Annotated in this window: 24 protein-coding genes; 8 read left to right on the top strand and 16 right to left on the bottom strand. The window is 74.2% G+C overall.

Annotated features, from left to right (window positions below):
- From G5V58_RS24415 to G5V58_RS24365, 11 genes are all read right to left on the bottom strand, one after another.
- Entirely contained in the window at positions 1–1,137 is a 1,137-nt protein-coding gene (locus G5V58_RS24415) for a geranylgeranyl reductase family protein (protein ID WP_230486931.1), read from the bottom strand.
- Positions 1,134–1,922 (bottom strand): UbiA family prenyltransferase, encoded by a 789-nt coding sequence (locus tag G5V58_RS24410; protein WP_165238080.1) that lies wholly within the window; start codon positions 1,920–1,922, stop codon positions 1,134–1,136. Before G5V58_RS24410 ends, G5V58_RS24415 begins: the two co-directional genes overlap by 4 nt.
- The gene (locus G5V58_RS24405; RefSeq protein ID WP_165238078.1) at positions 1,919–2,812 is read right to left on the bottom strand and encodes a sucrase ferredoxin; all 894 of its coding nucleotides are present in this window, start codon (positions 2,810–2,812) and stop codon (positions 1,919–1,921) included. The genes G5V58_RS24410 and G5V58_RS24405 overlap by 4 nt, the downstream gene beginning before the upstream one ends.
- A 4-nt stretch (positions 2,813–2,816) precedes the next feature.
- Positions 2,817–3,767: a JmjC domain-containing protein gene (locus tag G5V58_RS24400; protein WP_329957546.1), complete on the bottom strand. Its 951-nt coding sequence runs from the start codon at positions 3,765–3,767 to the stop codon at positions 2,817–2,819.
- Between the two features lie 170 nt (positions 3,768–3,937).
- Positions 3,938–4,168 (bottom strand): hypothetical protein, encoded by a 231-nt coding sequence (locus G5V58_RS24395; RefSeq protein WP_165238076.1) that lies wholly within the window; start codon positions 4,166–4,168, stop codon positions 3,938–3,940.
- A gap of 75 nt (positions 4,169–4,243) precedes the next feature.
- A complete protein-coding gene (locus G5V58_RS24390) occupies positions 4,244–4,675 on the bottom strand; it encodes a VOC family protein (RefSeq protein WP_165238074.1) in 432 nt (143 codons plus the stop codon).
- A gap of 19 nt (positions 4,676–4,694) precedes the next feature.
- The gene (locus G5V58_RS26620; protein WP_165238072.1) at positions 4,695–7,640 is read right to left on the bottom strand and encodes a helix-turn-helix transcriptional regulator; all 2,946 of its coding nucleotides are present in this window, start codon (positions 7,638–7,640) and stop codon (positions 4,695–4,697) included.
- Between the two features lie 73 nt (positions 7,641–7,713).
- Complete coding sequence (locus G5V58_RS24380) at positions 7,714–7,851, bottom strand: hypothetical protein (protein WP_165238070.1); 138 nt, start codon at positions 7,849–7,851, stop codon at positions 7,714–7,716.
- Between the two features lie 112 nt (positions 7,852–7,963).
- Positions 7,964–9,112 carry an imidazolonepropionase gene (hutI, locus tag G5V58_RS24375; protein ID WP_165238068.1) on the bottom strand — a complete coding sequence of 383 codons (1,149 nt, stop codon included), beginning with the start codon at positions 9,110–9,112 and terminating at the stop codon, positions 7,964–7,966.
- Positions 9,100–10,347, bottom strand: coding sequence for a formimidoylglutamate deiminase (locus tag G5V58_RS24370; protein WP_165238066.1), 1,248 nt, complete (start codon positions 10,345–10,347; stop codon positions 9,100–9,102). Before G5V58_RS24370 ends, hutI begins: the two co-directional genes overlap by 13 nt.
- On the bottom strand, positions 10,344–11,501 hold the full coding sequence (locus G5V58_RS24365; protein ID WP_230486930.1) for an allantoate amidohydrolase: 1,158 nt from the start codon (positions 11,499–11,501) through the stop codon (positions 10,344–10,346). Before G5V58_RS24365 ends, G5V58_RS24370 begins: the two co-directional genes overlap by 4 nt.
- An 86-nt stretch (positions 11,502–11,587) precedes the next feature.
- Here G5V58_RS24365 and G5V58_RS24360 point away from each other — a divergent pair, with 86 nt between their 5' ends.
- The 8 genes from G5V58_RS24360 to G5V58_RS24325 are packed head-to-tail and all read left to right on the top strand — an operon-like array spanning position 11,588 to position 19,665.
- Positions 11,588–12,202: a nitroreductase family protein gene (locus G5V58_RS24360; protein WP_165238064.1), complete on the top strand. Its 615-nt coding sequence runs from the start codon at positions 11,588–11,590 to the stop codon at positions 12,200–12,202.
- A gap of 21 nt (positions 12,203–12,223) precedes the next feature.
- Entirely contained in the window at positions 12,224–13,093 is an 870-nt protein-coding gene (locus G5V58_RS24355; protein WP_165238062.1) for a 3-hydroxybutyryl-CoA dehydrogenase, read from the top strand.
- A 39-nt stretch (positions 13,094–13,132) separates the two neighbouring features.
- Positions 13,133–14,485 (top strand): M20/M25/M40 family metallo-hydrolase, encoded by a 1,353-nt coding sequence (locus G5V58_RS24350; protein WP_165238060.1) that lies wholly within the window; start codon positions 13,133–13,135, stop codon positions 14,483–14,485.
- The gene (locus G5V58_RS24345) at positions 14,482–15,921 is read left to right on the top strand and encodes an MFS transporter (protein WP_230486929.1); all 1,440 of its coding nucleotides are present in this window, start codon (positions 14,482–14,484) and stop codon (positions 15,919–15,921) included. The genes G5V58_RS24350 and G5V58_RS24345 overlap by 4 nt, the downstream gene beginning before the upstream one ends.
- A gap of 16 nt (positions 15,922–15,937) precedes the next feature.
- Positions 15,938–16,477 (top strand): DnaJ family domain-containing protein, encoded by a 540-nt coding sequence (locus G5V58_RS24340; RefSeq protein WP_165238058.1) that lies wholly within the window; start codon positions 15,938–15,940, stop codon positions 16,475–16,477.
- 52 nt (positions 16,478–16,529) lie between these two features.
- The gene (locus G5V58_RS24335; RefSeq protein ID WP_165238056.1) at positions 16,530–17,606 is read left to right on the top strand and encodes an HpcH/HpaI aldolase/citrate lyase family protein; all 1,077 of its coding nucleotides are present in this window, start codon (positions 16,530–16,532) and stop codon (positions 17,604–17,606) included.
- A 40-nt stretch (positions 17,607–17,646) separates the two neighbouring features.
- A complete protein-coding gene (locus G5V58_RS24330; RefSeq protein WP_165239616.1) occupies positions 17,647–18,474 on the top strand; it encodes an HpcH/HpaI aldolase/citrate lyase family protein in 828 nt (275 codons plus the stop codon).
- Between the two features lie 42 nt (positions 18,475–18,516).
- On the top strand, positions 18,517–19,665 hold the full coding sequence (locus G5V58_RS24325) for a zinc metalloprotease (RefSeq protein ID WP_165238054.1): 1,149 nt from the start codon (positions 18,517–18,519) through the stop codon (positions 19,663–19,665).
- 150 nt (positions 19,666–19,815) lie between these two features.
- Here G5V58_RS24325 and G5V58_RS24320 read toward each other — a convergent pair whose 3' ends face one another.
- The 5 genes from G5V58_RS24320 to hutH form a co-directional block, all read right to left on the bottom strand.
- Entirely contained in the window at positions 19,816–20,832 is a 1,017-nt protein-coding gene (locus G5V58_RS24320) for a M48 family metallopeptidase (protein WP_165238052.1), read from the bottom strand.
- Positions 20,833–20,841: 9 nt separating this feature from the next.
- Positions 20,842–21,414 (bottom strand): TIGR03086 family metal-binding protein, encoded by a 573-nt coding sequence (locus G5V58_RS24315; protein WP_165238050.1) that lies wholly within the window; start codon positions 21,412–21,414, stop codon positions 20,842–20,844.
- Positions 21,411–21,902: a hypothetical protein gene (locus G5V58_RS24310; protein ID WP_165238048.1), complete on the bottom strand. Its 492-nt coding sequence runs from the start codon at positions 21,900–21,902 to the stop codon at positions 21,411–21,413. The genes G5V58_RS24315 and G5V58_RS24310 overlap by 4 nt, the downstream gene beginning before the upstream one ends.
- Positions 21,903–22,032: 130 nt before the next feature.
- The gene (gene hutU / locus G5V58_RS24305) at positions 22,033–23,700 is read right to left on the bottom strand and encodes a urocanate hydratase (protein WP_165238046.1); all 1,668 of its coding nucleotides are present in this window, start codon (positions 23,698–23,700) and stop codon (positions 22,033–22,035) included.
- Positions 23,697–25,241, bottom strand: coding sequence for a histidine ammonia-lyase (gene hutH / locus G5V58_RS24300; RefSeq protein WP_165238044.1), 1,545 nt, complete (start codon positions 25,239–25,241; stop codon positions 23,697–23,699). Before hutH ends, hutU begins: the two co-directional genes overlap by 4 nt.
- Position 25,242 lies beyond the last annotated feature (1 nt).

Raw genomic sequence — 25,242 nt, 5'->3', positions numbered from 1 at the left:
TCAGGCCTTCCTGAGCCTCGAGCGGAGCTGGGTCGCACCCTTGCGTCCCAACCCGGTAACCAGTCCGGTGACGAGCCGACCGCTGATCCGGCCGTCGCCGAGACCCAGCTCGACCAGCTCGTCGAAGACTCTTCGGTCGCGGCGGGCCACACGGATGCCGCCGTCGACGATCACCGGGTACTCCGCCAGCCGGGAGGCGACGAAGGTGTGCTTGAGGTGGGTGCCCAACCGGGCCCGCACCGCGCCGCGGTGCAGGACTCCGGCGTCCTCGCCGGTGCGCAGCGCGCGGGCCGCGGCCTGGCCGGCGGCCACGCCGGTGGCGATGGCGTAGTAGATGCCCTCACCGGTCATCGGGTTGATGAGCCCGGCCGCGTCGCCGACGAGGAGGACGCGCCCGTCGGGCTGGTCCCAGCGCCAGCTGGACAGCGGCAGGTGGTGGCCCTTCCAGTCGGCGCCCTCGTAGCCCGGCAGCAGCAGCTCCAGCTGGTCGAGGAGCAGCTGGCGCGAGGGCGGCATGCCCTCGCCCTCGGCGGGCAGCAGCTCGCCGTACCCGACGTTGGACAGTCCGTCGCCGCGGTCGAAGGCCCAGGCGTACGCCGGCTGGCGGCGCTCGCCGTAGCGGATGACCTGGGTGCCACGCCGCTCCGGCGGGGTCGGGGCGTAGCCGCGGATGGCCAGCGCCCGGCGGCCCTGCGGCATCCCCAGGTGGCGGCGGACCACGGAGTGCGCGCCGTCGGCGCCGACGACCACGCGCGCGTCGAGCGACTCGACGTCGGTGACGCGCTCGCGGACGAGCGTCGCGCCGCGGTCGACGGCCCGCTCGACCAGCCGGGCGTCGAAGACCTGGCGCGGGATGACGTGGACCGGGCGGGCCATGGTCGCGGCCACGGACAGCTCGCCACGGGCCAGCTCCAGCTCGGTGAGCGGGGTCCAGCCGTCGGTGACGCCGGTGACGCCGATGCCGGCCAGGGTGGTGAGGCAGTGCGGGGCGATGCCGTCTCCGCAGGACTTGTCGCGCGGGAAGTCGGCGCGGTCGAGCAGCGCGACCCTGAGGCTCGGGTCGGCGTGCAGCGCGGCCAGCGCCGTGGTCGCGCCAGCGGGGCCGGCGCCCACGATGGCCAGGTCGTAGGCGGTCACCGGGCCCACACCAGCATCGCCACGTCCACCAGGGCCATCGCGACGGCCGCGCGGAACGGCGCCCGGCCGTGCGCGAGCAGCGCGACCGCGGCCAGCCCGGCCGTGACCAGCAGCGCGAGGGTGGCGACGGCGCCGGAGTCGACCGGTGCGCCGAGCACGATGACCAGCGCCGCGGCCACGAGGACCACCGCGGCCGCCATCGGGCTCCAGCGGCGGCCGAGCCGGTGCGGGAGCCCGCGCACGCCGGTGGCCGCGTCGTCGTCGAGGTCGGGCAGCACGTTGACCACGTGCGCACCGACGCCGAGCAGGGCGCCGGCCGCCGGCAGCCACCACGCGGGGGCGGTGTCGGGGTCGGCGGTGAGGGAGACGTACACGGGGAGTCCTCCGAACGCGACGGCGTAGGGCAGCCAGGAGAGGGGCGTGGCCTTGGCGCCGAGGTTGTAGACCCAGCCGGCGGCGACGCAGACCAGGTGGACGGCGCCGGCCAGCCAGCCGCAGGCCAGCGAGAGCGGCACGGTGGCCACCACGACGACCGCGCAGGCGGCCCGTGCTGCGGTGGGCGAGACGCTGCCGTCGACCAGCGGCTTGTCGGTGCGGCCGACCGCGCGGTCGCGGGCCAGGTCGACCAGGTCGTTGGACCAGCCGATGGACAGCTGGCCGGTGAGGACGGCGGCCACGACCAGCACGCCGGTGCCCGGACCGAGGTCGAAGGAGGCCGCGAGCAGCGCGGCCAGCACCGTGACCGCCAGCGCGGGGCCGGGGTGCGCGGCGCGGAGGAGGGTCACAGGGCCCGGATCTCGGTGACCTCGTGGTGCATGACGGGGTTCTCGCGCAGGGCCCGGCAGGTGAGCTGCTGCAGAGCCTCGCTGCGGGTGCTGACCACCGTGACGGCGTACTGGCGGTCCTCGATGGCGAAGACCGCGTCCGTGCGGGCCTCGTCGACGTCCCGGGACACGAAGCGGACGCCGTCCAGGCGACGCTCGTCGGTCCAGCGGCGCAGGGCGATCTCCGCGGCCTGCACCGCGGTGGCGTACGCCGAGCGGCCGCGCAGGTGGTCGAGGTCGACCTCGCCGGCGCGCAGCAGCCGGGCCATCCCGCGGGCGGTGTCGGGCTGGAGGCGGCCGTAGTAGAGGCCGTGCGGCAGGACCACGACGTTGGCCGCGAACCGGTCGCCGCCGACGTGGCTGGACTCCCAGGTCTCGTCCGGGAAGGCCTCGGCCAGCCCGGCCGCGACCGGGCGGCCGCGCTCGGCGCAGCAGGTGTCGTGCCGGCCGTGGGTGCAGACCGCGATGACGGGCTCGTCGTGGCGCTCGAGGCCGAGCTCGCGGCCGGCGGCCAGGGCGTCGAGGTCGAGGTCGTGCACCTGGGCCAGGTCGTCGAGGACCGTCGTCTCGAGCCGGGGCGCGGTCGGGTCGGCGTACGCCGCGAAGACGCGGACGCCCTCGGTCCGCCTGGACGCCCCGCCCGGGCGACGGATGAGCGCGGCCTTGATCCGCAGCGCCTTGGTGCGGGCGCGCAGCTCCGGGCCGATTCCGTCAGGCATCCGCGCGTCGGTGAGCGCGTCGACACCCCACGGGCCGGGGTGCTCGACCAGCAGGAAGGCCCGCACCTGCGAGGCCGTCCCGGCCATCGACTCGGTGCGCTCCTCGCTGGCGGCGGCGCAGCGGAAGGTCACCTGGTCATTGTTCAGGGACGGTCCTGAGCAGCCCCTCGCGGACCAGGCGCCGGGCCAGCACGACCCGGCTCTGCTCGTCCAGCGGCAGGTCGCGCGGACGGAGCCGGTCGTGGCTCCTGACCACCTCCAGGGCCTCGCGCAGCCGGGCCGGCACGGTGAGCGTGCGGTCACCGAGGAGGACCTCGAGCTGCTCGCCGCGGTCGACCAGCACGCAGGGTGCGCCCGGGCGTCGCCTCAGCAGGGTGTCGTCGTCGAGGTCGGCCACGGCCAGCCCGTCGACCAGCGCACCCTCCAGGCGCGGGGGGCGCGAGGTGAGGAACCGGCGCACCTCGCGCTCGGCCTCGCGGGCCGGGTCGATGTCGCGGAGCCGGTCGGCGATGTCGGAGAGGTGCCGTCCGATCTGGTGGGCCAGGGTCTGCGGGTCGTCGAGGTAGCCCGCCGGCAGGTGGTCGTCGGGGACCTCGTTGGCCAGCGACGCGAGCGCCCGCTGGACCAGGCCGCGCCAGGTGAGCTGGTTGATGCCGATGGTGACGTGCAGCGAGACGGTGTCCTGCGCGCGGGCCGCGTGCGGGGTGCCGGTGGGGAGGTACATGACGTGGCCCGGCTCGAGGAGCGGGTGCTCCTCCCCCTCGGGCGGGTGCAGCTCCCACTGCTTGCGGCCCGCGGTCTGGAGCACGAAGACGTCGTGGGTGTCGGAGTGCACGCCGAAGCCCTGCGAGCCCGGCGGCGTCAGGTAGGCGTTGGCCTGGCACGGGTGCCCGAGCTCGGTCTCGAGCTCGGCGATCAGCTCGACCAGCGGCGGGAACGAACGGTGCAGGCCCTGGAAGACCACCGTCGCGCCGTTGCGGAACTCCTCCACGGCCTTGCGCCCGTCGACCAGCCCGGTCAGCGCGCGCCCGGTGATGGTGGCGCCGCGGGTGTAGGCCGACTCCGGCAGGACCTCGCCCTGCCGCACGAGCCGGACCTCTGGGGTCCGGATCGCCGTCGACGTCAGCAGCCGGTCGGCGTCCTCGAGCGACAGGTACGCCGCGAGCTCGTCCGGGTCGACCTGGTGGTGGTGGACCCGCGACGCCCAGACCTTCTCGCGGAAGGTCTGGGCGTCACCGGTCAGTCGGTCGAGTGCGCTCAGGACGCGTCCGTCCCGTCGGCGTCGCCGCCGTCGGAGCCGTCGCCGTCCACGGTGTCGGTGGCGTCGCCGTCGGAAGCGTCGCCGTCCGAGCCGTCCGCGTCACCGGAGTCGGCCGGGCCCGTGTCGGGACCGGGTCCCGCGTCGACGCCGTCGGCGGAGCCGTCGCCGCCTCCGCCCTCGGTCGGGCTGGTCGTCATGTCGTCGTCGTCGAGCGGTGCGTCAGCCATGCTTCCTCCAAGGGTTCGGACGGGTGGGTCTGAGGACAGTGAAGTACCCGTGCCACCTGCCTGTACACCCCGGGCTCAGCCGAGCGGGGCGGTCAGCTCGACGTTGATGTCGTCGGGGTCCTGGAAGGACAGGATGGCCATCCCGGCGTCGTCGAGGTCGGTCACGTCACCGTGCGCGATCCCGGCCCCGGACAGCGCCTCGGCGGCGGCCTCGAGGTCGCCCCGGGAGGCCACCGCGAAGCTCACGTGGTCGAGCCCGGTGCGCTCGGAGTCGAAGGCGTCCGACCCCACCGGCCGCAGCCCGAACAGGGTGCCCTGCGGGGTCTGGTAGACGACGCCGCCGTAGAAGTCCTCCTGCGACTGCTCGACCCCCGGCTGCCCGGCCTTCTCGGACGCGTCGACCGCCGTGGGCCAGCCGAAGACCTGGTCGTAGAACGCCTTCGACCGCTCGATGTCGCGGACGGTCAGTCGGACGTGGGCGAAGCCGTTGCTCTCGATGAGTGCCATGGCTCCGAGGTACCCCAGGTCAGTCCAGCAACCCCCGCCGCCGCGCGATGGCGGCGGCCTCGGTCCGGCCGGCGGCGCCGAGCTTGCCCAGGATGTTGCTCACGTGCACGGACACGGTCTTGGCGCTGATGAAGAGCTGCTTGCCGATCTCGCCGTTGCTGCGGCCGTCGGCGACCAGCGCCAGGATCTCGGTCTCGCGCGGCGTGAGCGCGTCGGAGGCCGGGCCGTCGGCGGCGCGGGCCGGCGCCGAGCCCTGCGCGCGGAGCCGGTCCAGCAGCGGCTGGGCGCCGAGGCGGGTGGCGGCCTCCCGGGCGAGGTCGCCGAGCTCGCGGGCGCCGGCGGTGTCGCCGGTGGCGCGCAGGATCCCGGCCAGCACGGTGCGCACGGCGGCGGTCTCGTGGACGTGACCGAAGTCGGCGTACAGCTGCTCGGCCTCGCGCCAGGCCTCGACCAGGGCGTCCTGGGGCGGGGCGTCGACGCCGGCGAGCCAGCGGGCGCGCAGCGTCTCGGCGTCGAGGCGCTTGACCCAGGCGCGGCCCTCGGGTCCCCAGTGGCCGGAGGGGTCGGTGTACTTCTGCAGCACGGTGTGGCCCTCGCCGTGCAGGCGCGCGACCTCCCCGACGTACGCCGCGCGCTCGGCGGTCGGGACGCGGGGCAGCGCGTCGGCGACGGCGCCGGCGGCGAGGGCGGCCAGGCGGATCCGGGCGCTGAACCACGGGTGCCAGATCCGGCCGAGCAGCTCGACGACGTCGCGGTAGACGGCGAGTACGGCGGCGGGGTCGTCGGCGCGGGCGGCGTCGGCGAGCTCGGCCACGGCGGAGTGGATCGCCACCGAGCCCTCGAGCTCCCAGATCCGGCGCAGCGCGCGGGCGCGGTCGCCGACGGGCGCGCCGCGGCCGACCTCGACGAGCAGGGCGACGGACTCGAGCATGGCGGTCGGGATCGGCGGCGCCTGCTCGGCCGTGGTGTCGGTCAGCCGCAGCGCCTCGTCCCAGTCGCCGTCGACGGTCTTGATCCAGGCCAGCTGCCAACGAGACTCGAAGCCGTACGGCGCGTAGGGCAGCCCGGCGGCGCGCGCGGCCTTGATGGCGCTGCGGAACCACGTCTCGGCCTGCGCCCACTCACCCCAGTCCTCGAAGGAGCGCCCGAGGAAGTAGCGCGCCCGCAGCTCCGCGTGCACCGCACCGGTCTCCACGGCGCGCTCGACGGCCTCGACCAGCGCCGAGCGGAGCGCGTCCTTGGGCCCGGCCTTCTTGAGGTTGCTCATCGTGGTGATGACGTCGGAGGCCAGCTCGTGCAGGTCGAGCCGCTCGGCCATGGCCAGGGCCTCGAGACCGACGGCCTGGGCCTCGTCGAAGTGCTCGTACGCCGTGAGCACCCGCGCCTGGATGGCCAGCACCTGGGCCCGCAGCGCGCCGGCGTCCTCGGGCATGAGGGCGACGGCCGCGCGGACCAGCTCCGGCACGTCCTCCTCGTAGGCCTCGGTGAGCATCAGCGTCTCCGCCCGCACGGCGAGCAGCTGTGCGCGCGCGGCGGCCGGGGCGTCCTCGGGCAGCCGGGCCAGCTGCTCCCCGAGCAGCGCGGCGGCCCGGGTGGGCTGACCGGAGCTGGTGAGGGCCTCGGCGGCGCTGGCGGCGAGCGCCGCCACGTCCACGTCGGTGGCGCTGCGACGGGCCGGTTCCTCGAGCAGCTCCAGCGCCTGCTCGTAGTGGCGGGCGGCCTCGTCGGCGCCGGCCACGGCCATGGCCTCGTCGCCCGCGCGGATGCTGGCGTCGAGGGCGGTGTCGAGGTCGTGCGCGAGCCGGGCGTGGCGGGCCAGCTCGGCGGCGGTGCCGCGGCCGGTGCCGGCGCGCAGCGCCTCGGCGTACTGCGCGTGCAGCCGGACCCGCTCCCCGGGCAGCAGGTCGTCGTACACGGCCTCGCCGAGCAGGGCGTGCCGGAAGGAGTAGGCGCCGTCGCCGGGGACCAGGAGGTTCATCTCCACGGCCTGGCGCAGCCCCTCGTCCAGCTCGGCCTCGCTCAGCCCGGACGCCGCGACGAGCAGGTCGTGCGCCACCTTGCGGCCGGCCACGCTGGCCACGCGCACCACCTGGCGGGCGCCGTCGCTGAGCCGGTCCAGCCGCACCAGCAGCACGTCGGCCAGGTCGTCGGGCACCCAGCTGCCCGGCTGGCTGGCCGCGCCCACCAGCTCCTCGACGAAGAAGGCGTTGCCCTCCGCGCGCCGCACGATCGCGCTGAGCTCCCGCTCGCCGATCCCCTCGGTGGACAGGCTCGCCACCAGCAGGCGCACCTGCTCGTCGCCGAGCGGGGCGAGCGCGACCCGTCCGACGCCGCGCAGCCGCGACCACTCGGCCACCTGGCGGCGCAGCGGGTGGCGGCGGTGCAGGTCGTCGGAGCGGTACGACGCCACCAGGGCCACCGGGCCCTCGAAGGGCCGGGAGAACAGGAAGCTGAGCAGGTCCCGGCTCGACTGGTCGGCCCAGTGGCAGTCCTCGACGACGACGAGCAGCGGGGCGTCCTGGGCGCACTCCTCGAGCAGCGCGTGCACCGCGGCGAAGAGGGCGGAACGGTCGACCACGTCGCCGCCCGAGCGCCCGGGCGCGCCGTCCATGGTCCGGCGTCCCGGCTGCAGCCGGGCCAGGGCCGGGTGGGCGTCGGCCACCCGGCGCACCGCCTCGGGCAGCTCGGCGTCCAGCCGGCCGAGCAGCTCGGAGAAGGGCAGGTAGGCCAGCGCGCTGTCGCCGAAGTCCAGGCAGTGCCCGGCCACCACGCGCCAGCCCTCGGCCACGGCCAGGTCGCGCAGCTCGGTCAGCAGCCGGGTCTTGCCCACGCCGGCGTCCCCGGACAGCACGACGTGGGTGCGCTCGCCCGCTCCGGACGCGGACGACCGGACGCCGAGCAGGGAGGCGATCTCTCCCAGCTCGGCGTCTCGGCCGATCAAGGTCCGGGAGGTCGTGTGCGCCACGCCGGACATGATCGCGTGTTCTGTGGTCGTCCGCTCGACGGTTTCCGCGGCCACGAGGCTCGGGCCCCGCCGCTCAGGCGCCCTGGCGCGTGCGCGGCGCGGCCTTCCGCGAGAACGGCGACCGGACGCGGCGGTGACCCTCGATGTCGCGACGGATCTTCTCGCTGCGGTACTCGATCTCGGCCCGGTAGGTGTCGGGGGTGTTGAACATGGTGTGCTCCTCGGTCGGTTCGGCTGGTGATGACCAAGGTGCTCGCCTGAGGTAGCCCCCCACATCGGGAAGCCGCCCCATCTGGGGGCTGAGGAGGGCCGTCTGAGGTACCTCAGACGGGGCGTCCGGCCACCCAGGTGGCCGTCACGAGGGGTACGCCGGGCCGGTAGGCCAGGTGCACGGCGCTGGGCGCGTCGAGCACGGCGAGGTCCGCCCGGGCGCCGACGGTGAGCCGGCCGACGTCGTCCCGCCGCAGCGCCCGGGCCCCGCCCAGGGTGGCCGCGCGGACGGCCTCGGTGGGCGTCATCCCCATCTCCCGGACGGCCAGCGCGACGCAGAACGGCACCGAGCTGGTGTACGACGATCCGGGGTTGCAGTCGCTGGCCAGCGCCACCGTGACGCCGGCGTCCAGCAGGCGCCGCGCGTCGGGGTAGGGCTGCCGGGTGGAGAACTCCACGCCCGGCAGCAGCGTGGCCACCGTCCCGGAGTCCGCCAGCGCGGTCACGTCCGCGTCGGTCAGGTAGGTGCAGTGGTCCACCGCCGCCAGGCCGAGCTCGGCGGCCAGGAGCACGCCCGGGCCGGGGCCGAGCTGGCTGGCGTGCAGGCGCCCCTGCAGGCCGGCTCCCTCGCCGGCGTGCAGGACCGCGCGGGCCTGGTCCACGTCGAAGGCGCCGCTCTCGCAGAACGCGTCCACCCATCGCGCGTGCGGTGCCGCGGCCTCGAGCATCGGGCCGGTGACCAGGTCGACGTACCCGCCCGGGTCGTCGGCGTACTCCACCGGCACGACGTGCGCGCCGAGGAACGTCGTCTCGTCGGTGAACTGCCGGGCCACGGCCAGGCTGCGGGCCTCGTCGCGCACGGTCAGCCCGTAGCCCGACTTGGTCTCGAACGTCGTCGTGCCCTGGCGGAGCATCTCCTGGACCAGGCGCGCGACGTGCGCGGTGAGCTGCTCGTCGGTGGCGGCGCGGGTGGCGGCGACGGTGGTGCGGATGCCGCCGGCGGCGTACGGCGTGCCGGCCATCCGGGCCGCGAACTCCGGTGCCCGGTCGCCGGCGAAGACCAGGTGGCTGTGGCTGTCCACGAACCCGGGGACGACCGCCCGGCCGGCGACGTCGACCTCCTCGTCGGCCGCGGGTGCGCCTGCGCGCTCCCCGACCCACACGACGTGACCGCCGTCGACGACGAGCGCGGCGTCCGCGAGGACCGGCCGCTCCGCGTCGTGGGTCGTGAGCTCGGCGATGCCGCTGATCAGGACGGCCACGTGAGGTCCACCTCCCTGCCGCCGACCACCACGTGGGTGACGTCGGCCCCGGTCGCGGCGAAGACCGCGGTGTGCTCGTCCGCGCCCGTGTCGCTGGTCCGCGGCGAGCGGGTGTCGAGGGTGACCAGGTCGGCCGGCTCCCCCACCGCGATCCGGGCGCCGCGCGCGCCGATGTCGAGCAGCTCGGCCGCGCTCCAGTGCCCGCGCTCGCGGGTGGCCAGCCGCTCGTCCATCTCCAGCCCGCGCAGCTCCTCGAACGGGTCGACGACCGCGTGGCTGTCGCTGCCGATCGTGAGCCGGCACCCCGCCTCGGCCAGACGCCGGGCCGGGCCGATGCCGTCGGCCAGGTCGCGCTCGGTGGTGGGCGTGATGCAGACGTTGGTCCCGGTCGTGCCCAGCAGCTCGATGTCGTCGTCGGTCAGGTGGGTCGCGTGCACGACGGTCGTGGTCGGGCCCAGCAGGTCGGCCTCGTGCAGCAGCCGGGTCGGCGTCACGCCGTACGCCGCGAGGCAGGCCTCGTTCTCGGCCGGCTGCTCGGAGAGGTGGACGTGCAGCGGGTCCCGCCCGCGGAAGGCCGGCAGCGCCTCGCGCGGCACCGCACGGACCGAGTGGATCGCGGCCGGTCCGGCGCCGGCGCGCTCGGCCCAGCGCTCGACCGTGCCGTCGCTGTAGCGGACCTGGACGCCCTCGACCGGCGCCCCGAAGCCGCTGCTGAGGTAGCAGGTGTCGAGCAGGGTCAGCCGGATGCCGACCTCCTGCGCGGCCTGCTCGAGGGCCTCGCGCATGGCGTTGGGCTCCGGGTAGGGCGTGCCGTCCTGCTGGTGGTGCAGGTAGTGGAACTCGGTCACGCTGGTGTAGCCCGCCGCGAGCATCTCGCGGAAGACCCTCGTGGCCAGCGCGCGGTAGGTGTCGGGCTCGAGGCGGCCCGCGACGGCGTACATCTGCTCGCGCCAGGTCCAGAACGTGCCGCGGCCGCGCTGGGTCCGGCCCCGCAGGGCCCGGTGGAACGCGTGGCTGTGGTCGTTGACCAGCCCCGGGATGGTCAGGCCCGGCCGCGCATGAGTTTCACCGGCCGGCCGGTGAAACTCACGCTTGGAGTACGAAACTGGACCCCCCGGACGTGAGTTTCGTACTCCCAGCGTGACGCGAGTGATGTGTGAGGCATCGACCTCGACCAGCACGTCGTCGTGGACGACGCCGTCGACCCAGGCCCGCTCGCAGAGGTACGCCGTCACGAGGCCAGCCGTTCCAGCACGTCGGCCAGCGCCTCGACCCCGGCCAGGCAGTCGGCCGGCTCCGCGGTCTCGGCCGGGGAGTGCGAGACGCCGCTCGGGTTGCGGACGAAGAGCATCGCGGTCGGGATGCCAGCGGCCGCGAGGATGCCGGCGTCGTGGCCCGCGGCGGTGGGGATCACCGGGACGTCGAGCCCCAGGTCGAGGCCGAACGCCACCGCGCCGCTCACCGACTCCGGCGTGACCGTCAGCGTCGTGCCGTCCCGGCCGGCGCGCTCAGCGGCCTGGCGGGTGACGGCGTCCACGAGCGAGGCCAGCGCGGCCTCGGACGAGCAGCGGGCGTCGAGCCAGGCGGTCACGTGGGAGGGCACGGCGTTGGTGCCGTTGGGGGTGACCTCGAGCCGGCCGAACGTCGCGCGCTGGTCGGCCAGCCGCGCCTGCTTGTTGGCGGCCAGCGCGGTCATGGCGTAGGTGAGCATCGGGTCGCGGCGGTCGGCCATCCGCGTGGTGCCGGCGTGGTTGGCCTCGCCGGCGAAGTCGAAGCGGTAGCGCCCGTGCGGCCAGATCTCCGAGGCCACCCCGACGGGTGCGTCTCGGTCCACGAGGTCGCGGCCCTGCTCGACGTGCAGCTCGACGAAGGCGCCCACCCCCTCGAGCAGGGCCGGGCCGCCGCCTTCGACCACGTCGGCCAGCGCGACGCCGTCCCGGTCGCGCAGCCCGGCGGCCGCCGACCACGTGAGCGCGCCGGAGGCCAGGCGGGAGCCGAGGCAGGCCAGCCCGAAGCGCGAGCCCTCCTCCTCGACGAACACCGAGACGCCCAGCGGCCGCTGGGGCGCGAAGCCACGCGCCCGCAGCGCGTCGACCGCGGCGAGGGCCGAGACCACGCCGAGCGGGCCGTCGTACGCACCGCCGTCGAGGACCGAGTCCAGGTGCGAGCCGGTCAGCACACCCGCACCGGCGCCGGCGTCCCACCACGCCACGACGTTGCCCGTGGCGTCGGACTCCAGCCGCAGCCCGCGCGCCTCGGCCTGCTCGACGAACCACGCGGCCAGCTCGCGCTCGGCACTCGCGAACGGCTGTCGGAAGTAGCCACCCGACGACGCGGACCGTCCGACCGGCGCCAGGTCCGACCACATCCGCTCGAAGTCGTCGACCACGCCCCCATCCAACGCACCCGGCGCCGCCGGCGCCACCGACGGGCCTCGAGGTCGGTCTCGGATCCGAGAACGACAGACTGGGCGGCATGGAGTTCCAGGACGTCGTCCGCAGGCGGCGGATGGTGCGCGACTACAGCACCGACCCCGTCGACCCCGCGGTGGTCGACCGCGCGCTCGAGAACGCCGTCCGCGCACCGAGCGCCGGCTTCAGCCAGGGCTGGGCCTTCCTCGTGCTGGACACCGCGGACGACGTGCGCCGGTTCTGGGCCGCCACCGCCGACGACGTCGACCACCCGGACGCGTGGCTGGCCGGGATGATGCGGGCGCCGGTCGTGGTGGTGCCGTGCTCGAGCAAGCGGACCTACCTCGAGCGCTACGCCCAGGACGACAAGGGCTGGGCCGACCAGGACGAGGCGCGGTGGCCGGTGCCGTTCTGGCACATGGACGCCGCGATGGCCAGCCTGCTCATCCTCCAGACCGCGACCGACGCCGGGCTGGGCAGCGCCTTCATCGGCATCCCGCCGGACCGGGAGCCCGCCGTACGCCGGGAGTTCGGCATCCCCGACGACCACGACCCGGTCGGCGTGGTGACCATCGGGCACCGCGCCGACGGTGAGCGGCCGTCCGGCTCGCCTCGCACCCGCGCCCGTCGCCCGCTGGGCGACCTGGTGCACCGCGGCCGGTGGAACGCCGAGTCCTAGGACCGTCCTACGCTGGCCGGCATGGGTGAGGGAGCGATCAAGCACATCGGCGTCGTCGGCTGCGGCCTCATGGGCTCGGGCATCGCCGAGGTGAGCGCGCGCACCGGGCACGACGTGGTCGTGGTCGAGTCGAGCGAGGACGCCGCCAAGGCCGGGCTGCACCGGCTGGAGACCTCGCTGCAGCGCGCCGAGCAGCGCGGCAAGCTCGACGGTCCGGCCAGCGACGTGCTCGACCGCATCCAGGTCCTCACCGACCTCGACGCCCTGGCCGACCGCGACGTCGTGGTCGAGGCCATCGTCGAGGACGAGGCCATGAAGACCGACCTGTTCCGCCGCCTGGACGCGGTCGTGGAGTCCCCCGAGGCGATCCTGGCCTCCAACACCTCCTCGATCCCGATCATGAAGCTCGGCGTGGTCACCAGCCGCCCGACCCAGGTCATCGGCGTGCACTTCTTCAACCCGGTGCCGGTCCTGCAGCTGGTCGAGCTGGTCCCCTCGCTGATCACCAGCGACGACACCACCGCCCGCGCCCGCGCCTGGGTCCAGGACGGCCTCGGCAAGCAGGCCATCGACTGCCAGGACCGCGCCGGCTTCGTGGTCAACGCCCTGCTGATCCCGTTCATCCTGAGCGCGATCCGGATGTACGAGTCCGGCTTCGCCTCGGCCGAGGACATCGACCGCGGCCTGGTCCTGGGCGCCGCCCACCCGCAGGGCCCGCTGGCCCTCGCCGACCTCATCGGGCTCGACACCACCAAGGCCGTGGCCGAGTCGCTCTACGAGGAGTTCAAGGAGCCGCTGTACGCCGCCCCGCCGCTCCTGCAGCGCATGGTCGACGCCGGCCTGCTCGGCCGCAAGACCGGCCGCGGCTTCTACACCTACGACGCCCGGTAGCGGCCCCGCTGCGGCGAGCGCAGCCGCTAGCGTGCGCACATGACGGACGCCGCCCCCGACCTCCCGCGCGCGGTGGCCAAGCTCCAGGCGCTGGTCCGGATCCCGACGGTCTCCTACCGTGAGCCCGACCAGGTGGACACCGCGGCCTTCGAGGCGTTCGGGGCCGAGCTCGAGCGGCAGTTCCCGCTGCTGCACGAGCGGCTGGAGCTGACCCGCGTGCACACGCACGGGCTGCTGTTCCACTGGCGCGGGGCGAGCGCGGCGAGGCCGGTGGTGCTGATGGCCCACCTGGACGTCGTACCGGTCGAGGGGCCGTGGCAGCACGACGCCTTCAGCGGCGCGGTGGTCGACGGGCAGGTCTGGGGCCGCGGCACGCTCGACGACAAGGGCGCGCTGGTCGCGGTGTGCGAGGCCGTGGAGACGCTGCTGGAGCAGGGGTTCACGCCGGCCCAGGACGTGTGGCTGAGCTTCGGCTGCGACGAGGAGGTCTTCGGCGAGGCGTCGGTGCGGGCGGTCGAGCTGCTGCGCGAGCGCGGGGTGGCGCCGTGGTTCGTGGTCGACGAGGGCGGGGCGATCGCGCACGACGCGTTCACGGGCGTGGTCAGGCCGATCGGCGTCGTCGGGGTGACCGAGAAGGGCATCATGTCGCTGCACCTGACCGCCTCCGGCCGCGGCGGGCACGCGTCCACGCCGGCGCGGAACGGCCCCACGGTGCGCCTCGCCCGGGCCCTGGTCCGGCTGGACCGGAGCCCGATGGCCACCAGCCTCCCGGGACCGACGCTGGAGCTCTTCCGCCGGCTGGCCCCCCACGCGCCGCTGGCCCTGCGCCCGCTGCTGGGGAACGCCGAGCGCCTGGCCCCGGCCCTCCGCCGGGCCCTCACCGCGCTGGGCCCGGAGAGCGCGGCCATGGTCCGCACGACCTTCGCGGTCACGACGCTCCGGGGGAGCCCGGCCCTCAACGTCATCGCCGGCACGGCGACCGCGGGCGTCAACATCCGGATCATGCTCGGCGACACCGCGGCCTCGGTGGTCGAGCACGTGCGCCGGGTCGTCGCCGACGACCAGATCGACATCGAGGTGGTCGAGGCCTACGAGGCGAGCCCGGTCTCGCCGTACTCCACCGCGGGCCACCGCGACGAGGCCTTCGCGCTGCTGGAGGAGACGATCAGCGAGGTCTTCCCGGACGCCGTACCTGCGCCGTACGTGATGATGGCGGCCACCGACTCGCGCAACTTCGCCGAGATCAGCGAGCGGGTCTACCGGTTCGCGCCGTTCCGGATGACCAAGGCGCAGCGCGAGGCGATCCACTCCTACGACGAGCACATCGGGGTGGCCGACTTCCTCGACGGGGTGCGGTGGTACCAGCGCCTGCTCGAGCGGCTGCCCGCGTGAGCACCCGGGAGGCGCTCAGGCCGGTCCAGGGGATCGCGGCGATCGTCGGGTTCCTGGTCTGCGTCGAGCTGGCCAGCGGGGTGCTGCAGGGCTACTACACGCCGGTCTACAGCGACATCGCGGACCACCTCTCGATCGCCGACGCCGACGTCAACTGGTTCGAGGCCGCGCAGCTGGTGGTCTCGGCGCTGGTCGTGCCGCCGCTGGCCCGCCTCGGGGACCTGGTCGGCCACAAGAAGGTGCTGCTGCTCTCGACGGCGGTGACGGCCGTCGGGTCGTGGGTGCTGGCCGTCGCGCCGAGCTTCACGACGTTCCTCATCGGTTGGGCCGTCCAGGGCGCGTACGTCGTGTGGCTGCCCCTGGAGATCGCGATCATCCACCGGCGCACGGCGGGCACCGGCCGCCAGGCGCTGCTCACCCGACGGGCGGCGGCGATCCTGGTCGGCGCACTCGAGCTCGCCGTCATCATCGGCGCGCTCACCTCCGGTGCGCTGGTCGAGGCCACGTCCATGGGCGTCCTGCTGGCCCTGCCCGCGGTCGTGGTCACCGTCGTGCTCGTCGTCATCTGGTTCGGCATCGAGGACGACGCGGGCCAGGCCACCGGCGGCTACGACTGGGGCGGGCTCGCGCTCGTCACCGCGGCCATCGGGCTGGTCATGGGCGGGCTGATCTGCATCCGCGTGCAGGGCCCGGACTCCGTGCTGGCCTGGCTGCTGGTGCTGGCCGGACTGGTCGCCCTGGTGCCGTTCGCCCGCTACGAGGCCGCGCAGTCCGAGCCGATGGTCGACGTGCGCCTGCTGGCCACGCCCGGGCAGTGGCCGGTCCAGCTCACGGCGTTCCTCTTCGGCATGTCCGTGCTCGGCGCGCAGATCCCGCTGTCGACGTTCGCTCGCACCGATCCCGACACCGCGGGCTACGGGCTCGGCGCCGACGCGTCGTTCGTCTCGACGCTGATCGGCGTGTACGTCGTCTTCCTCGCCATCGGCGCCTTCACCCTGCCACTCACCTCGCGCGCGCTCGGGCCGCGCGGCGCGCTGGTCCTGGGCGCGCTGCTCGTCGCGCTCGGCTACGCGCTGTGGCTGCCGCTGCACGACTCCACCGGCCAGGCCCTGCTCAACATGGCCGTGGCCGGCGTCGGCTCGGGCGCCCTCGTGGCCGCGCTGCCCGCCACCGCCGCGGCCGCCGCGCCCCCGGACCGCACCGGCTTCGCGACCGGCATGACCAACGCGACCAAGACCGTCGGCGGCGCGATCGCCTCCTCGGTCTTCGCCATCTGCCTGGCCTCGACCGGCTCCATCGACGACCCGACCGAGGGCCACGCGCCGCTGTCCGGCTACCTCGCGGTCTGGGCGATCTGCGCGGTCGCCGGCCTGCTCGCCGCGCTCGCCCTGCTGCTGCTCCCCCGTCGCGCGACCGGGCAACCGGTCACCAGTTGACGGTTACCGTGGAGCCATGGCCGAGCCCTCCGAGGAGCGCACCCGGCCCGGCACGCGACCGGACGGGCGGGCCGCCGCCCGTGCGCGCATGGCCCAGCAGCACACCTGGGTCGACCTGCAGATCCGCCAGGCGATGGACCGCGGCGACTTCGACGACCTGCCCGGCGCCGGCAAGCCGCTGGAGCTCGACACCAGCCACGACCCCAACTGGTGGATCAAGAAGCTCGTCGAGCGCGAGAACGTCGCCGTCCTCCCGCCCAGCCTGCAGCTGCGCAGGGAGGACGCCGAGCTCGAGGACGTCCTCGACAAGCTCCTCACCGAGGCCGAGGTCCGCCGCCACCTCGAGGACTTCAACGCCCGCGTGATCGCCGCCCGCTACCGCCTCCCCGAGGGCCCGCCGCTGGTCACCATGCCCCGCGACGTCGACGCCGCGGTCGCGGCCTGGGGCGAACGCCGCGAGGCCCGCCGCGCCGAGGCCCGGGCCCGGGCCCGCGAGGCGCAGGCCGCCGAGCAGGCGGCGCCGAAGAAGAAGCGGGGCTGGTTCCGCCGGGGCTGAGTGTCAGATCGGTCATACCGCCGCGGTGGGCGGTCGTGGTCCACTTCGGCTCATGAGCGGCAAGAGCGCCAAGGACTTCTTCCGTCCGCTGGCCGTCGGGGCTCCGCAGCCGCTGCGCGAGATCCCCGCGCGGCCGAGCCGGGCCATCCACTTCTTCGACCCGAGCAACGCCAAGATGGCGGCCAAGGTCCCGGCCATGGTCGGCACGGTCGACGTGCTGCTGGGCAACCTCGAGGACGCGGTCAAGGCCGAGAACAAGGAGGCCGCGCGCCAGGGCCTCGTCGACATCGCGAAGGGCACCGACTTCGGGCCCACCCAGCTGTGGACGCGGATCAACGCCCTCGACAGCCCGTGGGTCCTCGACGACCTGACCACGCTCGTCACCGAGATCGGCGACCGGCTCGACGTGATCATGGTGCCCAAGGTCCAGGGCGCCGAGGACATCCACTACGTCGACCGGCTGCTGGCCCAGCTCGAGGCCAAGGCGGGCCTGGAGCGGCCGCTGCTCGTGCACGCGATCCTCGAGACCGCGCGCGGCGTGGCCAACGTCGAGGAGATCTGCGGCGCCTCGCCGCGCATGCAGGGCCTCAGCCTCGGCCCGGCCGACCTGGCCGCGGACCGGCGGATGAAGACCACGCGGGTCGGCGGGGGTCACCCGGGCTACCTGGTGCGCGAGGACCCGCCGCGGGTGGACGGCGTGGCCAACCTCGAGGCCCGGCGCTCGACGTACCAGCAGGACCTCTGGCACTACACGATCGCGCGGATGGTCGACGCCTGCGCGATGCACGGGATCTACCCGTACTACGGGCCGTTCGGCGACATCGCGGACGTGGTGGCGTGCGAGGACCAGTTCCGCAACGCCTTCCTGCTCGGCTGCGTCGGCACCTGGTCGCTGCACCCCCAGCAGATCGCCATCGCCCACCGCGTCTTCAGCCCGAGCGCGGAGGACGTCGCGCACGCGCGGCGGGTGGTCGCGGCCATGGGCGACGGCACCGGTGCGGTGATGCTCGACGGCAAGATGGAGGACGACGCCTCCCTCAAGCAGTGCCTGGTGATGGTGGAGCTCGCCGAGCAGCTCGCGGCGATCGACCCCGAGCTCAAGGCCCAGTACGACGCGATCGAGGTCTGAGCCGGTGGACGACTTCACGCCCCTGCGCAGCGTCCTGTACATGCCGGCCTCCAACGAGCGCGCGCTGGAGAAGGCCAAGACGATCCCCTGCGACGCGCTCATCCTCGACCTCGAGGACGCCGTCGCGCCCGACGCCAAGCCGGCCGCCCGCGAGGCGGCGTGCGCGGCCGCGGCGAGCGGCGAGTACGGCCGGCGCACCGTCACCATCCGCGTCAACGGCATCGGCACCGAGTGGCACGACGCCGACCTCGAGGCCGCGGCCCAGGCCGGCCCGGCGGCCGTCGTCGTCCCCAAGGTCGGCAGCGCCGACGAGGTCCGCACGCTCGTCGCGAAGCTGGAGGCGGCCGGCGCCCCCGACCACACCGTGCTCTGGGCCATGGTCGAGACGCCCCGCGCGATCCTCGGCGCGCTGGCCATCGCCACGGCCAGCGAGCGGTTGGGCGCCTTCGTGATGGGCACCAACGACCTGGTCAAGGAGCTGTACGCCGAGCACGTCCCCGGCCGCGCCCCGATCCTGCCCAGCCTGCACACCGCGCTCCTGGCCGGCCGGGCCGCGGGCATCGCGGTGCTGGACGGCGTCCACAACGACGTCAAGGACACCGACGGCTTCCTGGCCGAGTGCCGTCAGGGCCGCGAGCTGGGCTTCGACGGCAAGACGCTCATCCACCCGGGCCAGGTCGAGGGCGCCAACGCGGCGTTCGCCCCGAGCGAGCAGGCCGTCGAGGACGCCCGCGGCCTCATCCAGGCCTTCGAGGACGGTCAGGGCTCGGGCGTGGTCACCCACAACGGCCGGATGGTCGAGCAGCTGCACGTCGACTCCGCCCGCCGCACGCTCGCGATCCACGAGGCGATCGCGGCCCTCGGCTAGACCTGGGGATTGCACAGCGCCCCGACGGGGAAAGGAGGTCGCGTGACCTCGTCCTCACCTCGCCGTGCACTCGCGGCCTCCCTCGTCCTCGGCGTCAGCGGCGCCCTCCTCTCCGCGGTCGGCCCCAGCGCCGTCGCGGCCGACCCGCAGAGCAGCAGCGCCAGCACCGTGGCGGCCAAGCCGCACCACGGCGGCAAGGGTCACCACAAGCACAAGGGCAAGGTGACGTGGGACGTCACCAGCGTCACGGCCGGCACCGGCGCGGTCGTCGCCGCACACGGCAAGGTCCCGGGCCGCAAGGTCAAGGTCAAGCTCCAGGTCAAGGCCGGCAAGAAGTGGATCAGCTTCGGCAAGACCAAGTCGGACAAGAAGGGGAAGTTCGCGATCTCCGGCGCCCTGGACTGGTACGGCGTGCACAAGGTGCGCGTCTCGACCTCGGGTCGCAAGGCCTTCCACAAGGGCACCAAAGTGAGCGTCGCGACGCCGTACGCCCCCCGGGGGAACCCGGCCGACCACGCCTTCACGCTGTCCTCGCAGGGCCAGCGCTACTCCTTCAACCCGTGCAAGACCATCCGCTACGTCGTCAACGCCGACGACGTCGGCCCGACCGGGATCGCGCTGGCGCAGGCCGGCATGGAGCAGATGTCGATGGCGACCGGCATCGACGTGAAGTACGTCGGGACCTCGCACACCATCGCCACCGCCGACGGCCGCTGGCCCAAGCTGCCCAAGGGCCAGGACTTCCTCATCTCGTGGGCGACCGAGGCCGAGGTGCCGGAGTTCGTGACCACGCCGGCGATCGGCTTCGGTGGACCGCGGCTGGTGTACTACGGCCGCGACGCCCACGGCAAGCACGTCGGGCTCACCACCCAGGCCGGGATCGTGCTCGACACCGACGCCTACTTCAGCGGCGTCTACGACCAGAGCTACCTCGGCACCAAGCCGGCCTGGGGCGAGACGATCCTGCACGAGATCGGGCACGCCATGGGGCTCGCGCACTTCGAGGCCACCGACGAGATCATGTACCCGGGCGCGGGCCGCGGGGTCTACCCCGACGGCTACTTCCGGGGCCTGTACGGCGCCGGCGACCTCGCCGGGCTGGCCACCAACGGTCTCGACCAGGGGTGCATCACCAAGGCGAGCCGGCCGCGGGTGTCCGCGCGGATGGCCACGCCGCGCATGCAGTACTGATCTGGTAGAGATTCCACCCCAAGGGGTGGGCATCGGGGGCGGTCCGCCAGGGAACTGGACGCGTGCAGCCGCACCGGAGCCCGCCTCACGCAGCGTCGGGCACCACGCACCGCGCCGCACCCGCCACTGACGTCGTCCGCTCTGGTCGCCTCAGTCGCGGGTGCGGCGCAGCTGCTCGTCGAGCCAGAGCTTCGCGCTGCCGAAGAAGCCGGCCACGTCGTGGACCAGCTTGCCCAGCACGTCCTGCGAGGTCCGGAAGGCCTCGCTGTAGGAGTCGGCCGCCTGCTTGGCCGCCTCGCTCATGCTGGCGTCGCCGTCGTCCTCGCGGCGGGGGTAGCTGCCCGCCAGGATCGCGGTGTACTCGCCGGAGTCGACCCAGCGCCGCAGTTCGGCCGCGCGCACGACGGCGTACGGGTGGCTGGCCCGCTCGTTGAGCAGGATCTTGAGCACCGAGTCGCGCAGGTCGGTGGTCTCGAGGTACTCCTGGCCCTGGGCGAAGAACGACGTCTGGTCGAGCTCGCTGAGGTCGCCGGAGCCGCTGGCCAGCTTCATGTGCACGCGGAACGCGACCGACGGGTCCTGGGTGGCGAGCAGGCCGGCGCGGTCCGCGGAGAGCTCGGCCTTGCGCGACCACTCGTAGAGCGCCGCGATCAGCACGCGCAGCCCGAGCGCGCCACCCGGCACCGCGCTCCACACACCGGTCAGCCCCATCAGCCAGAGCAGCAGGGTGCGGTAGACCGCGTGCCCGCTCTCGGCGTGGCCGAGCTCGTGGGCGATGACGAAGCGCATCTCCTCCTCGTCGAGCAGGTCGAAGAGCGCGGAGTTGAGCACGATCACCGGTCGGTCCATGCCGATGGTCATCGCGTTGGTGTGCGGGTCGTTGACGACGTAGACCTCGGGCAGCTGCTCGACGTCCAGCACCCGTCCGACCTCGGCCAGCACCCGGTGCACGCCGGCGAACTGCCGCTCGTCGACCCGGATCCCGCCGCCCAGGAAGTCGAGCCGGATCCGCCGCTCGTTCATGAAGCCCGACAGCGTCCGCAGCACGGTGTCGAAGCCCTTGAGCTTGCGCAGCGCGACCAGCGCGCCGCGGTCGGCGGGGTGCTCCCACGCGCGCGAGCTGATGTCGGTGAGGGTGGCCCGGGCCCGCGTCGGTGAGGTCGTCACACCGCGAGCCTAGGCTCGTGCCGGTGGCCGCCACAGGGGATCGCGGCCGATGAAGCCGAGCATCCGCGTCTGCACATCTGCGTCCTCACCCACGTCGATCCGCGGCCCGTACTGCCCGCTCTGACGCAGCAGGTCGTCGATGGGCTCCATGCCGGACAGCATCGCCGCGCACCGCTCCGGGTCGAGCGTCGCGTCCTGGCCGGTCGCCCGCGCCAGGTCCCAGGTGTGCATGAAGACGTCGGTGCTGAAGAACCGGGTCACGGCCTCGCCCAGCGGCACGCCGCCGAAGTTGGGGTTGGTCGGCACCAGCGCCGCGCTGTCCGGATCGTCGAGCAGGTCCTGGACCCCGCGCTGGAACGCCGACCACGCGCCCGCCGGGTCGTCGTCCACCGACGGCCCCGGCGCCACGGCCACCGGCAGCCCGTGGGTCAGCGCCGGGAACCACTCCACCAGGTGGCGCACCACGTCGCGCGCCGTCCAGTCCGGCACCGGCGCCGGGTCGTCCCACTGCTCGGGCCGCACCCCGGCCACCACCTCCCCGAACCGCGCGGCGACCTCAGCGAACTCCTCGGCAGGTGTCATGCCTCATGGTGCCCCGGCTGCGGCCCCGCCGTCATGAACCGCCACACCAGCCCGTGCGCGGTCAGCACCAGCAGGATCAGCAGCATCGCCTCGACCTGGATGGCCTTGAGGTCCACCAGGGTGCCGATCTCCGGCACCACCCCCACCACGGCGATGAGCGCGTAGAGCACGAACGTCGCCACCCGCGTGGCCGTGTCGTCCACCTCCACCCGCCGGCTGTGCGGCAGCGCCCGCAGCGTGGTCAGCAGCCCCACGACCGCGATGGCCACGAAGCTGATCCGCCAGATGGTCGTCGTACCGCTGCCGCCCACCTGCGCGAACAGCCCCATCAGCGCCGGCAGCAGCAGGGCCAGGTAGACCCCGCCGACCGCCCGCCGCGTGTCCGGGTCGCGCAGCCAGTGCGGATTGCCCTGGAGCAGGTTCCACCAGAAGCCGAGCAGCGCGAAGCAGGTGGCGGAGAACAGGGCGTAGAAGGTGGTGATGTCCATCAGGGCTCCGGGCGCAGAGGTACGACGACCCCGTGCGCCCGACGGTAGTGCCCGACGGGCGGTCGGCGCGACGGTGATCTGAGACCACCGCGCCTGTTCCGCCCTCACCGGCGGCCCGGGGCCGAGGGCGTCAGCCCTCGGTCATCGGGATGCGCACGCCGCGCTCGGCGGCGACCTCGCTCGCCCGGTCGTAGCCGGCGTCCACGTGCCGGATGACCCCCATGCCCGGGTCGTTGGTGAGCACCCGCTCGATCTTCTGCGCGGCGAGCTCGGTGCCGTCCGCGACGGTGACCTGCCCCGCGTGCAACGAGCGGCCGATGCCGACGCCGCCGCCGTGGTGGAAGGAGACCCAGGTGGCGCCGGAGGCCGTGTTGACCAGGGCGTTGAGGATGGCCCAGTCGGCGATGGCGTCGGAGCCGTCGAGCATGCCCTCGGTCTCGCGGTACGGCGAGGCGACGGAGCCGCAGTCGAGGTGGTCGCGGCCGATGACGAGGGGGGCCTTGAGCTCGCCGGAGGCGACCATCTCGTTGAACTTCAGGCCGGCCAGGTGGCGCTCGCCGTACCCGAGCCAGCAGATGCGGGCGGGCAGGCCCTGGAAGTGCACGCGCTCGCCGGCCATGGTGATCCACTTGCGGAGCCGTTCGTTCTCGGGGAACAGCTCGAGGATCGCCCGGTCGGTGGCGGCGATGTCGGCGGGGTCGCCGGACAGCGCGGCCCAGCGGAACGGGCCCTTGCCCTCGCAGAACAACGGCCGGATGTAGGCCGGCACGAAGCCGGGAAAGGCGAAGGCCCGGTCGTAGCCGCCCTTGCGCGCCTCGTCGCGGATGGAGTTGCCGTAGTCGAAGACCTCGGCGCCCTTGTCCTGGAACTCGACCATGGCGCGCACGTGCGCGGCCATCGAGGCCTGCGCCTCCTTGGTGAAGCCGTCGGGGTCAGCCTCGCGTCGCGAGCCCCACTCGGCGAACGGCACGCCGACGGGCAGGTAGTACAGCGGGTCGTGCGCCGAGGTCTGGTCGGTGACGACGTCGATCGGGGCGTCCATCTCCAGCAGCTGGGGCAGCAGCTCAGCGGCGTTGCCCAGCACGCCGATCGACAGCGGGCGCCGCTCGTCGCGAGCGTCGACGGCCAGCGACACCGCCTCGGCCAGCGAGGCGGCCTGCACGTCGAGGTAGCGGTGGTCGATGCGGCGCTGGATGCGGGCCTGGTCGCACTCGATGCAGATGACCACGCCGTCGTTCATGGTCACCGCGAGCGGCTGCGCGCCGCCCATGCCGCCGAGGCCGGCGGTCACGGTGATGGTGCCGGCGAGGGTGCCGCCGAACTTCTTGTCCGCGACGGCGGCGAAGGTCTCGAAGGTGCCCTGGAGGATCCCCTGGGTGCCGATGTAGATCCACGAGCCGGCGGTCATCTGGCCGTACATCGTGAGCCCGAGCTCCTCGAGCCGGCGGAACTCGTCCCAGTTCGCCCAGTCGGGCACCAGGTTGGAGTTGGCAATGAGCACGCGCGGCGCCCACTCGTGGGTCCTCATGACGCCGACGGGCTTGCCGGACTGCACGAGCATCGTCTCGTCGTCGGCCAGCGTCTCGAGGGTGCGCACGAGCGCGTCGTACGCCTCCCAGCTGCGGGCCGCGCGGCCGGTGCCGCCGTAGACCACGAGCTCCTCGGGGTTCTCGGCCACCTCGGGGTCGAGGTTGTTCATCAGCATCCGCAGCGGCGCCTCGGTCTGCCAGGAGCGGGCGCGCAGCTCGGTGCCGGTGGCGGCGTGGATGGGCAGGCGGGGGTTGGACGGGTCAGTCATGCCAGTTCTCCGGTGACGGTCTCGACGGCGGACAGGACGGCACCCGAGGCGACCAGCTGGACGGCCGCCTCGATCTCGGGCGCGAGGTGGCGGTCCGGGCCAGGCCCGGGGACGCCGGAGGAGCGGAGCAGCGCGACGACGCCGGCGGTGGCCGGGGCCGGCTCGAGGGGCGCGCGCAGGTCGAGCGCGCGGGCGGCGGCCAGCAGCTCGACGGCGACCACCCGGGTCAGGCCGTCGACGGAGCGGCGCAGCTTGCGGGCGGCGTTCCAGCCCATCGAGACGTGGTCCTCCTGCATGGCGCTGGAGGGGATGGAGTCGACGGAGGCCGGTACGGCGAGCCGCTTGAGCTCGGAGACGATCGCGGCCTGGGTGTACTGCGCGATCATCAGCCCACTGTCCACGCCGGGGTCGCTGGCCAGGAACGGCGGCAGGTCGTGGCTGCGAGCACGGTCCAGGAACCGGTCGGTGCGGCGCTCGCTGATCGAGGCCACGTCGGCGGTGACGATGGCCAGGAAGTCGAGCACGTAGGCGACCGGGGCGCCGTGGAAGTTGCCGTTGGACTCCACCCGGCCCTCGTCGACGAGCACCACCGGGTTGTCGATGGCCGAGGCGAGCTCGCGGCCGGCGACGGTCGCGGCGTGCTCCACGGTGTCGCGGGCCGCACCGTGCACCTGCGGCGAGCAGCGCAACGAGTAGGCGTCCTGCACGCGGTGGAACTTGTCGTCGCGGTGGCTGGCCAGCACGCCCGAGCCCTCGAGCACGCGCGTCAGGTTGGCCGCCGAGAGCGCCTGCCCGACCTGGGGTCGCAGCGCCTGGAGCTCGGCGGCGAAGACCCGGTCGGTGCCCATCTGGGCCTCGACGCTCATGGCCGCGGCGATGTCGGCGGTGGCCAGCAGGCGGCGCAGGTCGGCCACGGCGAGCACCAGCATCCCGAGCATCCCGTCGGTGCCGTTGATGAGCGCGAGCCCCTCCTTGGCCACCAGCTCGACCGGCGCCAGTCCGGCCGCGGCGAGCGCGTCGGCGGCGGGGAGCAGCACACCGGACGCGTCACGCACCGTGCCCTCCCCCATGAGCGCCAGCGCGCAGTGCGAGAGCGGAGCGAGGTCACCGGAGCAGCCGAGCGAGCCGTACTCGTGGACCACCGGCGTGATGCCCGCGTTGAGCAGCCCGGCCAGCAGCTGCGCCGTCTCCCGGCGGACGCCGGTGCGGCCGGTCGCGAGCGTGGAGAGCCGCAGCAGCATCAGCGCCCGGACGACCTCGCGCTCGACCTCGGGGCCGGAGCCGGCGGCGTGCGAGCGGACCAGCGAGCGCTGGAGCTGGGCGCGCATCTCGGTCGGGATGTGGCGGGTGGCGAGCGCACCGAAGCCGGTCGAGATGCCGTACGCCGGCGTGGGGGCGGCCGCGAGCTCGTCGACCACCGCGCGGGCCCGGTCCACGCCGGCCAGCGCGGTCTCGCTCAGCTCCACCGCGGCGCCGTCGCGGGCCACGGCCACGACGTCCTCGGGGGCGAGCGGTCCGACGTCCACGGTCACGGGCGACATG

The sequence above is a fragment of the Nocardioides anomalus genome, from assembly GCF_011046535.1.
Taxonomy (GTDB): Bacteria; Actinomycetota; Actinomycetes; order Propionibacteriales; family Nocardioidaceae; genus Nocardioides; species Nocardioides anomalus.
Note: the sequence above shows the minus strand (reverse complement) of the source record. Positions and strands in the feature narration are given on the sequence as shown.